Here is a 14,770-nt window from a genome sequence, read left to right on the forward strand (position 1 = left end):
TAAAAATTTAAAGCTTTCTAATGAGTTTTATACTACCTAATTCCTTGTCTAATCTTTCGTAAAAGAAGTAATCAATTATCTCGTACTGTTGTTGCCTAGTAATCATCTTATCTAATAAATTAACTTGCGTTCCCTCTCTTAATAATGTCTCTAGGGCATCTTTCATTGCCTTAGCTGCCACTCTAAATATAGTAACAGGAAATATTACGTATTTATAACCCATCTCCTTAAACTCTTGGGCCTTAATGTAAGGGGTTTTACCAAATTCAGTCATATTAGCTAGTAACGGAGCCTTTACCTCTTTAGCGAACTTAGCGAACTCCTCCTTACTAGTAAGAGCCTCTGGAAATATTACATCAGCGCCAGCTTCTAAATAAATTTTTGCCCTTTCTATTGCATCATCTAACCCAATTACTCCACGAGAATCGACTCTTGCAATTATTAAGGAATCTCTTCTAGCCTTTAAAGCAGCCTTTATCTTCTGAACCATTTCTAAAGGCTCTACAACCTCTTTACCCTCTAAATGCCCACATTTCTTTGGCATTCTTTGATCCTCTATTTGAATGGCGTCAGCACCGGCTTTTTCCAAAACCCTTACAGTTCTATAAACGTTTATTGCCTCACCAAACCCAGTATCTGCATCAACTATTATTGGAATATCTGCAACTTCCTTTATTTTTCTTATCATCTCAGCAACCTCATCTAATGTGATTAAACCTATATCTGGTAGACCATAAGATGAGGTAAGAGCAGCGCCCGATAGATAAACTGCCTTAAAACCTACCTTTTTCGCTAGAATCGCAGTAAACGGATTAAATACTCCAGGTACTATTAAGAAATCAGATTCCTTTAATACTTGAGACAATTTCCCTCACCTTTAATTCTTCCATATTCCACAAAATATTTAACTCTTCCTTCCTTCCTTTTAGCCTCAAGTACTTCTCCTCAACTTCGGCATCAGTCATTGGATTATTATAATAACCTCTTGGATTCCTAATTTCAACTGTATCTTTACCCTTACTGGTATAAACTGTTACTTTAACAGGCAACTCCTTAGGATATATACTAGTATATTTCTCGTCTTCAACTACAGTAATCTTCTTCATTAAACTCCTTATTTTTTCATTGAATATCATTTCTTGATCATACGCGTCGAGCCAAAAATCCTTCTTAATTAAAGTATAAGCCAGAATATAGGGCAAACTATGATCTGCTGTCTCCTTGTTAGTGGGATTCCATTTTTCTTCATCAGCTATTATCGTCTTAGCAGCCTCATAGGTTTCAACTTCAATCTTAACAATGTCATCAACATTAACATTTAAGCTCTTTCCAGCCTCAACAACTGCCTCAGCATGATACTCCACTGGATATTTCTTCAAACTAGTCTTAAGTATACCATCTACCTCTAACTTATTAAACACCGAAGAGTCGAAGTCTTTAGCTACAACATTAATGAAACCTAATCTACCTGAAAAAGTCTTTGAAGGACCGGTCATTCCAAACTTAGCTAAAAGTGCCGCAAAAGTCGCTTTCCTTGAGGCATCCGCTGCAGCACCGGCCTTCCACATGGATAATTCCCCAGATCTAGTTTCCCTAAGTGCAACGTTTGGCACTATTGTTAACGAAATAGCGTTAATAGTAGACTTTTCGTCCAATTTTAACATTTTAGCTAAACCTGCAGCAGCTCCTATCTGAAGGAAAGTTACGTGATCAAAGCCCTTCTTTCTCAACGATGTTGCATCACACAATTTTACCCCAATTTCATAACCTGTAACGATCGCTTCTATTACATCCCTCCCTTTAAGATCAAAAAGTGAACCTAAGGATAAGAAAGCACCTATCATGTCACTGGGATGTAAAGGCTCCTTTGAAAGATAAGTGTCATTGAAGTCTAGATACCTAATTAAAAAAGTGTTGTAAAAAGCCGCGAAATCTGGAGTCGCACTTCCTCCGAAAAGTAGGGGAACAGAACCTTGGAAATACGTTAATACCTTTTTGTTAACTAAGTGAGGAGGAGAATTTAGTGCTCCATAAGCTACTGCTATTGTATCAATTATTCTCTTTTTTGCCTCATGTATAATCTTTTCACTTAAGTTTTGGTAATTTACTGAATTCACAAATTCAGCAATCTTTTCAGCTATTTCCATAATAGAGTAGAATTAAAGGGAGTATAAAAGTCGAACTATAATGAAAATTGAAAAAAGCTTAATATACTTTAGGATGCATATTTATACTCGTGATAGTATGGTAAAAATAGCTTTTATAGGAGTAGGAAAAATAGGTCAGACGATAGCTTATTCTGTAATTTTTGACGGTTTAGCCAGTGAAGCTATATTATACGATATTATTCCAGAATTACCAGAAAAGTTTGAACACGAGTTAAGACATGCAATAGCTACTAGAGGTCTTTCCACTGAAGTAATCGGTACTAACTCTCTTGATGATGTAACCAATGCTGATATCATACTTATTATGGCGGGTAAGCCAAGGAAACCCGGAATGAGCAGAAGGGATCTATTTGTTGATAATGCGAAAATACAAATAGACCTCGCAAAGCAGCTTCCTCCTAAAAACCCAGGTGCGTTATACATAATGGTTGCAAATCCAGTAGATATGATGGCTTCAGTATTCATGAGATTCTCTAAACAATTTACAATAAGTACTGGAGACACAGTAGAGACAATGAGAATGAGAGCATATATAAGTAAGAAACTCAAAGTTCCAGTGACTAAGATAACTGGATACGTAGCGGGAGAACATGGAGAAGATGCAGTAGTTTTATGGAGTACAGTAAAAGTTAATGGGAAACCATTTGAGGAAGTAGCTAAAGGGTTAACTAAGGAGGAGGTCGAAAATTACGTTAAGTCAATACCAGGAGAGATAATAAGAGTGATGGGAGGTACAACCTGGGGACCTGCAACTATAATAAAGGACATTGTTAGATCAGTAGTCTTAAATGAAGGGAGAGTTATGAGCATCGCAACTCCTAGAACTTATAAAGATGAAATAATACATATAAGTGTTCCAACAGTTGTAGGAGCTGAAATAGGACCAAGTTTAGAGGGTGTTTTGCCAGAAAGTGACAGAGAGAGGTTAAATAAATCTGTTGAGGACTTTTACAAGGTCTATAAGGAGAACTTAGATCATCTATTGCAAGTAATTAAACAATGATTTCTTGATCTCGCATATATACCTCTAACTTTCTTTAAACTTCGTAAATATACATTACCCTTACCATAAGCTTTTTTATTTCCTTGATAATTACACTATTGATGAAAGTACTTATTCTAGGTGCCGATGGCTACCTTGGATGGCCATTAGCATTGAGATTAGCTAAGAGAGGACATGAAGTTATTGGAGTAGATAACCTATACACTAGAAATGCAGTAAGGGAAGTAGGGTCAGATTCTGCATTTCCATTACCAGATCCAGAAGAAAGAATTACAGCAGCAAGGAAATTACTTGATTTCAATATAGTTTTTCACAGAGCTGATGTCAAGGATTTTGATAAATTACATGAGATTATTCAAAAGTATAAACCAGATGCCGTAGTACATTTCGCCGAACAAAGATCTGCTCCATACTCAATGATTGATGTTAATCACGCTAATTATACCTTCATAAATAATCTTACTAGCACGATAAATCTCATTTATTCAATAATTAAAGTAGATCCAAGTATCCACATTTTAAAGATGGGAACAATGGGAGAATATGGAACACCAAATTATGATATACTAGAGTCACCATTCGTAGAAATCGAAATAAACGGCAAAAAGGATAAGATTCCATTTCCTAAATGGGCTAGTAGTTGGTATCATTGGAGTAAAGTTTATGATAGCTATAACTTGTTATGGGCAAATAAGGTATGGAATTTGACTATCACCGATATTATGCAAGGCCCAGTATATGGTACGAGAACTGAAGAGATTATAGACGAGAAGTTGAGAACAAGGTTCGATTTTGATGAGGTTTGGGGAACTGTTGTTAATAGATATTGTGTGGAAGCAGTATTGGGTCTTCCGTTAACACCTTATGGAAAAGGAGGTCAAACTAGAGGATTCATCTCACTTGAGGATAGTATGCAAGCGCTAACTACTCTATTGGAGCATCCTCCTAGTCAAGGAGAATATAGAGTCGTTAATCAAATTCATGAGGTGTATAGTGTGGGTCAAATAGCTCAAATGGTCAAAGAAGTTGCTGAATCTATGGGACTGAGAGTTACTATTCAAAATGTCAGAAACCCTAGAGTAGAAAAAGAGGAGCACTATTATAAAGTTGAAACTAAGATACTGCCATCGTTAGGATTTCGCCCTAAAAAGAACATGAAGGAAGAGATAAAGAACATGATAGAGGACTTAATTCCTTACAAGAATAGGCTAGAATCATTTAAACATGTAATACTACCTAAGACGGATTGGAGAAAAGGAAGAACTTAAATCACTCTTAACCATCAAATTGTCGCATAAAGGTAATATTCTGAGTAAATTTGTAGTGGATGTATCTTAGTTTTTTAGAAAAATTTATTTAAACCCTCATAAGAAGAGTAGGATGTTGGAAAATAGCTTAAAGAAGAAGTTAGGTTATTTCATAAATTATAGTGATATAGAATACGAAGTACTTTCCCAATATTATAAGTTAGAGTTGAGAATGCCCAGTAACGCCAATTTAGGTCAATTACTTCATGAGTATTTACAAGAATATCTAATAAATGGTATTAACAGAATTAATGAGAAATATCTCCCATTTTACTATAATTTGAATAAGGCTCTAGAGCTTCTTTCAAGAATAGTTGATGAGAGAAAATTGTACTATTGCGATAAGAAAATAGAGAGAATAGGAAACGTTAAATTAATTGGGCAAGCTGATATTTGTTCTGACGACTTAGTGATAGAAATAAAAAGTAAACCAGAACTAAAAAAGGTCGACTTAATGCAAGCGCTTATTTACACTTATTTATACGAGAGAGATGTAATACTTTTTTTGTATGGAATATATACTGGAGAGTATACTATAGTAAGACTACCTTTTAATGAAAGAAATATAAACTCCTTATTCGAAGGTCTCAAAAAGATAAGTGAAAGAGAAGAAATATTGTGAAAACTTTTAAAACAGTATTGTAAGAAAATAATATAAAACATAAATGAGATAGGTAATTATGGACTCAATAGATAAGGGAATATTAAAGATACTTCTAAAAGATGCTAGAACACCACAAAGAAGAATTGCAATGACGCTAGGCATATCTCCTCCAGCCGTCAGTTATAGAATGGAAAAGTTATTTGGGGATATAATAAAAAGATTTACACTTTACGTTAATCCAAATTTCCTAGGTAGATATCATGGTTATGTAGCTTTTAACAATTTATACGATTGGGATGGGGATTATATAGCTAAGATTGAGTGTTTAGAAGAAGTTAACGTTTATGAAATTGATTCCAAGAGTAGACTTGAACTTGACGAAAAGATACGAAAAATGAGCGAGAAATTGGGAGAACCGAAAATGATCTATATACCACATCAAATGCCTTACAGTCCATCTAAGTTTGACTTAAAAGTAGTAAGCATACTTAAAGAGAAACCTCTAATAAAACCAATTGAACTTGCTGAAGAGTTAGGAGTATCATCTAAAACAATTAGAAGACATCTAAGATATTTGTATAGCAAAAAATTCATCCGACTAATACCTATTATAGATTTAAATAAAGCTGAGATGTCCATATTCGCAGTATTTACATCCAAAGTGGAGGATGGGAAAAAATTCTTTGCAAAATATACTTTCACTGAAATAGAGGATGACAAAGCTGGAATATTTGTAAATGTGGTTGATAGTATAGATGAAGCTAGAGACCTTGCACTAAAGTTTAAGAGAGAATACGATAAGGATGCAGAAATAATGATAACGACAAAATATGAGTTTTTATGAAAGTGTTTTCACAATAATATTCTAAACCTTCTCACCAATATAGTTTAACCAAGCTACAATATGTCCTTCCTTAAGATGCCATTCAACACAAGCTGGATCTTCGTGATATTAAGATACTTACGTAAAGAAAAATTGCATGAAAGAGAGTCAAAAAAGATTAGGGATTAAAGGTCTAGAAATTAATGAGGATTTTGAGGCAAGTAATTTTATACACCAATATAATCAGTGAATTAAAAAAGAGACTCAAATAAAAACGCTAAAAGTCCTACTAACCGGAATAATGAATTATCTGTTGTAGTATTTGACTCTCTTTTTCTGTCTACCTTTAAATGTTTTGAACTCCCTAATTCTAGCTAACGCTTCTTTCACATTACCAACTCCCTTTAACATCTCAGCCAAACCCCTCTCACCAATATAGTTTAACCAAGCTACAATATGTCCTTCCTTAAGATGCCATTCAACACAAGCTGGATCTTCCTTTCCTAGTCTCTCGATTTCCTTTTCTAGTTCATTGACATCGTGTGCTATTCCTATTGTTTTATCATATGACTTAAAATAGAATGGCTCCATATAACATGGATTTCCTTAGAAAGAGTTTATAAGGATTTTTGCGTAATACTGAAATATTATATGAAGTGAACGATGAGGCAAACTACTCCACCTTTGCGGATAGTACATCTACACTTTAAAATGAGGATTTTCTGATTCTCAAGATAATCTCAATCCCACTACACCCACAGCGTACGTTCCATCGAACGGAACTGTTTACATGCCCCGTGCGAAAAATGGTTACTGTGGTTTGCCCTTCACGAGCTTCAAACCTTTGTCCTAATGGTATGGCATAGTTCTTTCAGTCAAGGTTTAATACCTCTCATTTTTTCTCTAAATGAAAGCTTTTCCATAACGAGACCAGGAAAGGGATTCTCATACCTTAACCCCCATAAAGCTAAATGAGTCTTATATTTGACTTCCCTTCTCCATATTCTATACCGTTAGACCATTTCTTGAAAATCTCTCCGCTTCCTTTTATAACCAAATTGTGTCCAGGGTTTTCACTTGGCTTAATTGTAAACTCCATAAGTCTTCCCTCTCTATTAATAATCAACGTTAATATATCATGACATTCTAAATTTAAATTATCAGAAGAAATCCCATTTATTCCAATTATTTCGTCACCCTGAATAATTCCTGCTTTATCTGCAGGTGAATCATCTTCAACAAAAGTTACCTTCTTGTTATCTAGCATTAAACCGCAATACGTCAGTATGGGGATTTCGTTTTTAGCGAAAATTACGCATTAAATAAAATACAATAAGGCTAAATTTCAAAATGTAAAATAGGAGAAAAGTTTGTATATAAGGAAGGCGAACCTAACGTATGACCAGTACAACAGACCATAATAGAACTTACGTTAGGTCCGCCTTCAAGAATTTATTATCCCTTTTCTCCCTAATATTCCTTTCTCTCCCAGATGAGAAGGTAAAAAAGATCTTGAGAGCACTCTTGAAAGCTAGAGGAAGATACTTAAGCGAGCTTGGAAACGAGGGAAAATACGCGCTCAACGCCCTAAACTCGGTGAAAGCTGAAAACGTGATAAGCGCAATAGAGGAACAGGCTAAAAAACTCCTCAAGGTCAGGGACAAGAGGGTAGCAGTGGACTTCCACGCAATACCACAATACCACAAATCAAAGAACTTACTAGCAAGAATAAAACCCACCAAGGGCACAACCTATGGACTAGTCCAAATAGCGATCTACCTCATGGGAAGAGTTAAGGGATTCATAAGCGTCCAACCCGTTACCGAGAAGAACGTAACAAAGAACTTCAAGGAAATCTTCACAAACCTCGAGAGACAAGTCAAGGAGCTGGGATTCAAGCTAACAATTATCTTCGCCGATAGGGAGTTCGCCGTGAACGAGGTACTCTCGTTCCTCGTGGAGAGGGGAGTTGACTTCGTCATAGCAGCTAGGTTGAACATGTATAAGAATTACCTCAAGGAGTTGGAGGAGATTAATGTAACCTACGCTGGGGTAACCTATACGGGTTTCTTGGTTAAGAGGCATCGTTCTGGAGCTTATTTGGTTATCTTGAGGGAGGGAGATAGGTTAGTCTCGTTTTTGGTGAGGAGTAGGGTTTCGGAGTACGAGGCCATTTTCTTGGCTGAGATGTATAGGAGGAGGTGGGGAATAGAGACTGCATTTCGTTCCCTTGAGAGCTTTAGGATAAGGACGAGGACTTGTGACGTGAGGAAGGAGTTGGTTATCGTCCTCATCTCGTATCTCATAGTTAATGCTTGGTTTATTCTCTCATCTCGTCGGAGGATCAAGTTGAGGGAGTTTGCAGACGAGATGATCTCTCTTTCCTCGACTGAGATGAGGGGAGAGGGATCTCAAACGAGTTCTAAATCTTACTTGGACTACCCAGTTTGTTTGTATACTCGTTTACTTGTTTACTTGAATTGACTCACTCTCGCTTTCCCTTTATCTCACGTGCAATAAATTCTATATTCCTCTTCACTTGATTAGGAAAAGTGCTATTTTTCTTCTACTTTAGCACAATATAATATATTTTAATGGGGTTAATGTTAGTTTAATACTATCTTAGTATTTTTTAGTTTATATCAAGATAAAAGAAATCCCCATACTGACGTAGAACCTTTATCTAAGAAACTTAGCTCAAAATATTTTGACAATCTGTTAAATATAGGTGGATTTCGTAAATACACCAATTCGTCTAAATTTCTAACTCCCAATCTCTCTGCTATATCCCTAACATCCTCATACGTATATTCTCTTATCTTATATAACTCTCTAAAGAAATCATAAATTGAGTTTCCATTTTCAATCATCTCTAGATCCATTATAAGACCAATAATTAGACCTAGCTGATAATAGGAAATGCCTACGTTTAAGAAATTATTATCACGTCGGTAATACTTGATCCATGTAGTATAGGAGGATTCTGCTAAGCTCATTCTCTTTAATCCTGGAAAGGTAAGCCATGCTAATGTGTTTGCAATGTAATTTAGAGTCTCTTCAACTTTTGATACTCTTGTTCTCAAAGGTACTATTACTGCAATATATTCTGTAAGGCCTTCCGCAACCCACAGTAATTCAGTATAGGTTTCTTTCTCATAATTAATCTTTAAATCTTTAGGCTTAATCTTCTTTACATTATACCTATGGAAATACTCATGAACAAATAAACGGATAAGCTCTTTATAATTCCACGAGACCACTATGGAAGAAGAGTTCTCATGCTCTATTCCGCCTAAATCGGTATCAGATCTCCTAAAAAAGAATATGTATTCATTTGCTAAGGAATCGGAGAATATCCTCTGATCTATTTCAAACGTGCATTTACCTAGAGATTCTATAAATGGTTTATCTAGCTCATCAATAGTAGAAATTTTATGATTTCTGTCAATTTCAATTAGCTTTAATTTAGGTGAAGCTTGAATTGGTGAGTCCGCAAATTCATTATAATTATCGGCACAAAACCAATCTCCTACTTTTTTCAGCGTGGTGTGGATAGGCCACGTAACGTTAATTTTAACACAATATTCCTCTTCAATTGTCTGAAAAGGAAAGACTGAGGGGGGATTTATGAATAGATAGTCACTCGTTGAGATCGCTTCTCTCTGATCTTTACTAACTGCTTGAATTAAATATCTGAACTTATCCTTAACGAAGAATCTGTTCTTCCCTATCCTAATCCCGTCTATTTCTACAACATATCTCTCAGTATCTCTGATAACATAAGAACCAGGGACCCATGTTGGAAAAATAATTATACCCTCTCTTCCCTCCCCAAAAACCTCGATATACTTATTTCTAGGATTTATATAAAATTTCATCTTAGAAAACAAGTAGAAAGGTAATAAAAACTTTATGGCGGTTTTACATCTATTGCTGCCACTGGACAAACGTTAACACATGCCATACAGAATATGCATGCTTGTTCATTTACTGGATCTGCCTTCTTTTCTGATGCAGGATGACCGGGTGTATCATACCATTGAAAGACATTGACCGGACACGCGTTTATACAAGAACCATCTGCAATACATAGATCAAAATCTACTCCAACAATGGTACCATGGATACCTAGCTTTGCTGGTGGTTCCACTGTACCGTATACTTTATGCCCAGAATGCTCTCCCGAAACTGGGAAATTCGTCCTGTAGTTGGGATCTATACCCATTTTTCCACCATTTACTCCTTCTACCAAATCATTAATTAAAATAATCCCTAACGAGTTCGGGAATCTTTTCACATCTTTACCTATTAATATTATATATTGCTTTATTAAGGTAAACAAAACATCTTATTATGTAGTGATGCAAATTAGACTAACCAAAATTTTTAAATCTGACGAAGATAAGAAAATTTATACATGAATCTTAGAGAGAAAATTCTTGCTTACTTATATCAGAATAGGGAGTGCACATTAGAAGAGATAGCTGAGGGATTGAAGGAGGATAAATATGAAGTTGATGCGACATTGAAGTATTTAGAACGAGATGGATTAGTTATAAAGAAAACTAAAGGTATTATATTTAAAAAGACTGTCTACGATCTTACTGCATCAGGTTTTGAGGAAGCTAAGAAGATTTATGAATCTCTACAAGAAAAATCTAGACAATTACAAGAATTAATTGTTAGTGGTAAAGTGGATCCTTCCCAGTTACCTCTAGAATACGTTGATATTCTTCCATTATTAGTCACTTTGTCACTTTTAGATATGATGCTATTAGAGGATCTTACGCTGTTTGACGCATTTGGATATTAAACGCTTAAATTCAATAGTGTGCATATAGGAGTTATGTGAGACTTAAGATTACTAGTATTGAGGATTTATTCATTCCACCACTTCAAGAATACTCCTACTTATGTAATGGTATAATCACTGACATGAAATGTAAAGGAATGGAAATTTATAGGGACCCGGACTTTATCGCTTTTACAGTAAATGACATACTAAGTTCCATGAGCTTACAAGGCTTAATTAAGATGAAAACTAGAGGAAGAAAAAGAGAAAGATGGCTAAGGTATATCTCAAAATACAAAATGGAACTTGAACCTAAAGAATTCTCAACAATACTGAGATTGGGAGCTTTATTAACTATTTACGTTGATGGTTATGAGATAGAGGGAAATCAAGGTGATGTAGTAGTTAAGGAGTTCAGAATCAGCGGAACTGGAAGCAATACAGACCATATTAAAAAAATGCTACTTGAGCTCTCTCCTAGGCTGATAGTTATTCAGAACAAGAATAATATTTGGTACGTGGTTACGGGATACAAGGTAACATTTGTAGATTCGCAACTAAAGAAAATAGAAAAATCATTTATAAACTCAGATAGAATGGAATGTAGTGAAATACAAGAGGAGTATAACACTAGAATATGTATTGATCCTTCTTAATCAGAAAATAGGTTCATTTCATAATGTCAACACTCGGCAAATTCATCATCATTTAATCAATAGAGAAACGGATAAAAAACTTAAATATAATATTAGGGAAGAGAGCCTTTGCACTTTCTAGCAATACTTAACACGTCTTCTCATTATGCCTAAATTTAATCTGAAAACGGAAAGATAAAGAGAGTCTTATGTTATATACAATTTTATCTGTTTAAAGAGACGAAGGTGGCAAAAGATATTGTAGGCTAAGAATACTAAATATATTACATTTATAAATATATTTTGGCAATTATAAAAACTTTTAGGCTAATCGAAAATAGTATAGTCTACGTTGGAGATATTGCACTATGCAAAACAAATTTAACTTGATGTTCAGTCGTATATATGATGGCTAAAAGGAAAAAATCGCAACAAAATGAAAATAAGTTACTTTACATACCTTTTGTTGTACTAGTCGTGGTAATTGTAATCTTAGTTGCGATTCCATACTTTAGTCATTCCTCTTCATCTTCACCGATCACGGCCAACGCTAATACTCCCCTCTTTAATCTTTACAAAGTAAGTAATACCAATTATGCGTCTAATAATTCTGTCGAAATCTACTTCGTATCTTGGTATGGTTGTCCAAACGGCGCCACAACATCATGGCCCTTATACTTAGCACTTTCAAAATATGGAAATGTAAGCGTGGTGCCACATTATTCAGTATATGAGAGTAATTTTGGAGGGGAAATACCAGGATTGCTGTTCCTAAACTATACGCCATTTTCGAACTCTCGAGTGTATTTTCACCCGATATACATTTACGGCCAATATTTGAATGAGACAATCAATGGAACGCCAATAAATGGTGATGATGTGACCTTTGGATTAGCAGAACTAAAGAGTGAGTTACCCAGTTGGGCGTATAATCTGGTAGTATATTATGAGGTAAACCAAACATATACACAACTTAATAATATTGCCCCAGCATATTTTGGTAATTATCCGCACATAATTACAATATTAATTATAACTGGACCTGGCGGTACTTGGATTAATTTGGGATACCCCAATCAAATCTCTCCGTCTACATTAGCAACATTAAATTCTACAGTACTATATAATATAATATTACACAAAACTACGCCTTCTGGACAATACTTACAAGCCTACAACCAGATTCTCAATGCATCAAAAGTAATAGCGAATGCGATAAACGAGGCGTTGGCTTAAGAGATCACTTTATTATAAATACTTTTGAGAAATTACCCTCTTTTTGTACCTTTAGGGCTCTTAAAGAGGAAGGACATTCGCTACATTTATCAATTTGTGGAAGTTTCTTATTACTTAACAGAATAATTTTGGCGAACAAGTTAGAATATCTAGCCACTATGGAATCAAAATATTGTTTATTAAGTATAACTGGCAACGCTTCAATTTCATGGAACATTGAATTACTAAATAACTTAGAATTCTTCCATGCTGAAACTATGTTACTATTATCATCGAATACCTTATCCTTACCCCATATAAACATTGGGATTAACAATACATCACCACCCTCTATCTCCTTGACCCTTCTTTTTTTATCGTATCCTTCCAAGAAGTCAAGGATAATATTCATATAATATCTTCCCAAGTTCTCATCATACATCTTATCCTTATCATATTGTTCATGGAATAACTTATTGAGCCAAATATACGCATCAACTATCTCATTTCTTCTACCTATTATTGGGTCGTAAAACTTAAATTCTGTAAAAGAGGAGAGTGACGGAGACGCAACAATAACATTCCCCTTAATTTCGTCCTTAACCTCATTTAAACCATCTTTGAAATAGTTATAGGATATTAATGGATCTGCTGCAATACCGGGAGTATACCCTTCTTCAGTCCCAGGTATTGAATATTGAACAAATCTGTAGATATCAAAAAACCTTGCCTCTGGATACCATTCCTTAAATTTTGCCAAACCATCTTCTTTTCTTTCATTAACCTCTTCCATAATTTTTTTAAATGCCTCAATCGTATCCTTATACTCTCCATCTAAATAGCCATAAGGAATGAAAATAGGCTCTCCCCATCTAGGATCTGCATATCTAAAACCGTAACCTCTTATAATATCTGGAAGATAAGAATCTAGTATAGTCTTTATTGCTAACTTCATTGTCGAATGTAAGTGATCTATGTGATGTATTACCTTAACTTTCTTACCAAATAAACTAGGCACATCTTATATTGAAAGCAATAAAATTTAAAGCCTTTCATATTAAATGCTGACATTTAGAAGTCTTGACGCCAAATATCCTAAAGCATGAGTACCTAAAGCTGCTAATAGTGCTAAAGAAGCCATTTGAGCACCTTTCTTAAATGGACTTATACCGCTTAATATCCCTATGATAGAACCAACAATAAATGTGGATATCCCTGCCACTACATAGGACGTGATCACACCAGTAAGTCCAGATAAGCCAACTAAATACGGCAAAATGGGTATTATAGCTCCAGTAATGTATGATAAACCCGTAATTAAGGCACTCTTAACTGGATCTTCTTTAACTTCAGGGTATAGAATATCTTCAGCAACGTTTACTAAACTTGATGAAACCTTCTTAGCTAGATTTAAGTTTACTCCAAGTTCTGTAAAGAAATTCACTAATCTTAATTGAACTGAGTGTTGATCAACATTCTTCTCAAACTCCAATCTCTTTCTCTCCTGGATCTTTACGTCTTTTTCTGACTTAGTAGATAGATATGCGCCTATTGCCATTGAAAGGGTTCCAGATACGCCAACTATCAACCCTCCGACAGCAACAAATAGTGGTGAAGATATAGCCCCAGATAAGCCTGAGACCGCTGCTAGAACCTCTACTAGACCGTCACTTATACCATATACAAAGTCACCTACACTTTTAGCTTCAACATTCCCTAAAACTTTTTCATGGACAGCCTCATCCACCATAATATCCCTTAACCTTTGTTTCTCATCAGAAGAGAAGATTTCCATTTCAGACAATTTCCTATACTTCTCTATATCATCTTCCTCACTGCTTTCTAGGACTTTAATCGTAATATCCAGACCCAAAATTTTTCGTAACAGCGTGTAAAAGTTTACCTTGATTTTATTCAAAATCCCTAACTTCTCTCTAACCTCAAGTCCTCTTTTTTCAGCGATTTCCCTCCAAAATTCTGAATGTTTCTTCTCCATTTCCGCTAACTTAGATAGTGTCTTCTTTAATTCTGTATTTCTCTCTTTTTCTGCTAACTTTCTGTAGACCTCATAATCAAATAGCTCTTCTTCGTAACTCTCAAGTATAATATTCTTCAACTTTACCACTCTTTATAATACTCTATAATACAGAGTAGAATTTAAGATTAACTTATAATGATTTCGAATTAATAGTTACTTCAAACATGAGGGGAAATTTTTAGTTT

The 14,770-nt window shown here is 35.0% G+C and carries 14 protein-coding genes and 3 pseudogenes; 9 read left to right on the plus strand and 8 right to left on the minus strand.

Going from position 1 to position 14,770, the window contains the following annotated elements:
• Positions 1–7: 7 nt before the first annotated feature.
• Together prpB and GFS03_RS01140 are read right to left on the minus strand one after the other, a co-directional pair.
• Positions 8–865, minus strand: a complete 858-nt coding sequence (gene prpB, locus GFS03_RS01135; protein WP_153422116.1) for a methylisocitrate lyase — start codon at positions 863–865, stop codon at positions 8–10.
• Positions 840–2,147 (minus strand): MmgE/PrpD family protein, encoded by a 1,308-nt coding sequence (locus tag GFS03_RS01140; protein WP_153422117.1) that lies wholly within the window; start codon positions 2,145–2,147, stop codon positions 840–842. Before GFS03_RS01140 ends, prpB begins: the two co-directional genes overlap by 26 nt.
• Before the next feature lie 40 nt (positions 2,148–2,187).
• On the opposite strand from GFS03_RS01140, the gene GFS03_RS01145 reads away from it, so the two are divergent.
• The 4 genes from GFS03_RS01145 to GFS03_RS01160 all read left to right on the plus strand — a co-directional run bounded on the left by GFS03_RS01145 (position 2,188) and on the right by GFS03_RS01160 (position 5,926).
• On the plus strand, positions 2,188–3,171 hold the full coding sequence (locus GFS03_RS01145) for a lactate/malate dehydrogenase family protein (RefSeq protein WP_153422118.1): 984 nt from the start codon (positions 2,188–2,190) through the stop codon (positions 3,169–3,171).
• Between the two features lie 101 nt (positions 3,172–3,272).
• On the plus strand, positions 3,273–4,439 hold the full coding sequence (agl3, locus tag GFS03_RS01150) for a UDP-sulfoquinovose synthase (protein WP_153422119.1): 1,167 nt from the start codon (positions 3,273–3,275) through the stop codon (positions 4,437–4,439).
• A gap of 112 nt (positions 4,440–4,551) precedes the next feature.
• Positions 4,552–5,100 carry a hypothetical protein gene (locus GFS03_RS01155; protein ID WP_153422120.1) on the plus strand — a complete coding sequence of 183 codons (549 nt, stop codon included), beginning with the start codon at positions 4,552–4,554 and terminating at the stop codon, positions 5,098–5,100.
• A gap of 58 nt (positions 5,101–5,158) precedes the next feature.
• On the plus strand, positions 5,159–5,926 hold the full coding sequence (locus tag GFS03_RS01160) for a winged helix-turn-helix transcriptional regulator (protein ID WP_153422121.1): 768 nt from the start codon (positions 5,159–5,161) through the stop codon (positions 5,924–5,926).
• Between the two features lie 285 nt (positions 5,927–6,211).
• On the opposite strand, the gene GFS03_RS01165 is transcribed toward GFS03_RS01160, so the two are convergent.
• Positions 6,212–6,496, minus strand: coding sequence for a hypothetical protein (locus tag GFS03_RS01165; protein WP_153422122.1), 285 nt, complete (start codon positions 6,494–6,496; stop codon positions 6,212–6,214).
• 376 nt (positions 6,497–6,872) lie between these two features.
• A pseudogene (locus tag GFS03_RS01170) lies at positions 6,873–7,184 on the minus strand (PDZ domain-containing protein); the annotation flags it as partial.
• A gap of 119 nt (positions 7,185–7,303) precedes the next feature.
• On the opposite strand from GFS03_RS01170, the gene GFS03_RS01175 reads away from it, so the two are divergent.
• On the plus strand, positions 7,304–8,389 hold the full coding sequence (locus tag GFS03_RS01175; RefSeq protein WP_238699150.1) for a transposase: 1,086 nt from the start codon (positions 7,304–7,306) through the stop codon (positions 8,387–8,389).
• Positions 8,390–8,577: 188 nt separating this feature from the next.
• On the opposite strand, the pseudogene GFS03_RS01180 reads toward GFS03_RS01175, so the two are convergent.
• Positions 8,578–9,783: pseudogene (locus GFS03_RS01180) on the minus strand (M61 family peptidase); the annotation flags it as partial.
• A gap of 32 nt (positions 9,784–9,815) precedes the next feature.
• On the minus strand, positions 9,816–10,130 hold the full coding sequence (gene zfx1, locus GFS03_RS01185) for a zinc-containing ferredoxin Zfx1 (protein ID WP_153424525.1): 315 nt from the start codon (positions 10,128–10,130) through the stop codon (positions 9,816–9,818).
• Between the two features lie 192 nt (positions 10,131–10,322).
• Between zfx1 and GFS03_RS01190 the strand changes: the two genes are divergently transcribed.
• The 4 genes and pseudogenes from GFS03_RS01190 (at position 10,323) to GFS03_RS01205 (ending at position 12,568) form a co-directional block, all read left to right on the plus strand.
• Complete coding sequence (locus GFS03_RS01190) at positions 10,323–10,718, plus strand: MarR family transcriptional regulator (protein WP_153422123.1); 396 nt, start codon at positions 10,323–10,325, stop codon at positions 10,716–10,718.
• Between the two features lie 35 nt (positions 10,719–10,753).
• On the plus strand, positions 10,754–11,353 hold the full coding sequence (locus tag GFS03_RS01195) for a hypothetical protein (protein ID WP_153422124.1): 600 nt from the start codon (positions 10,754–10,756) through the stop codon (positions 11,351–11,353).
• Between the two features lie 291 nt (positions 11,354–11,644).
• Positions 11,645–11,722 (plus strand): annotated as a pseudogene (locus GFS03_RS01200) (DNA/RNA nuclease SfsA); the annotation flags it as partial.
• Positions 11,723–11,737: 15 nt separating this feature from the next.
• Positions 11,738–12,568, plus strand: a complete 831-nt coding sequence (locus GFS03_RS01205) for a DUF929 domain-containing protein (protein ID WP_153422125.1) — start codon at positions 11,738–11,740, stop codon at positions 12,566–12,568.
• Positions 12,569–12,572: 4 nt separating this feature from the next.
• Here GFS03_RS01205 and GFS03_RS01210 read toward each other — a convergent pair whose 3' ends face one another.
• Positions 12,573–13,565: a hypothetical protein gene (locus GFS03_RS01210; protein ID WP_153422126.1), complete on the minus strand. Its 993-nt coding sequence runs from the start codon at positions 13,563–13,565 to the stop codon at positions 12,573–12,575.
• Positions 13,566–13,604: 39 nt separating this feature from the next.
• Complete coding sequence (locus GFS03_RS01215) at positions 13,605–14,672, minus strand: VIT1/CCC1 transporter family protein (RefSeq protein ID WP_153422127.1); 1,068 nt, start codon at positions 14,670–14,672, stop codon at positions 13,605–13,607.
• Between the last annotated feature and the right edge of the window lie 98 nt (positions 14,673–14,770).

This window comes from Sulfolobus sp. E5-1-F (assembly GCF_009601705.1).
GTDB lineage: Archaea > Thermoproteota > Thermoprotei_A > Sulfolobales > Sulfolobaceae > Saccharolobus.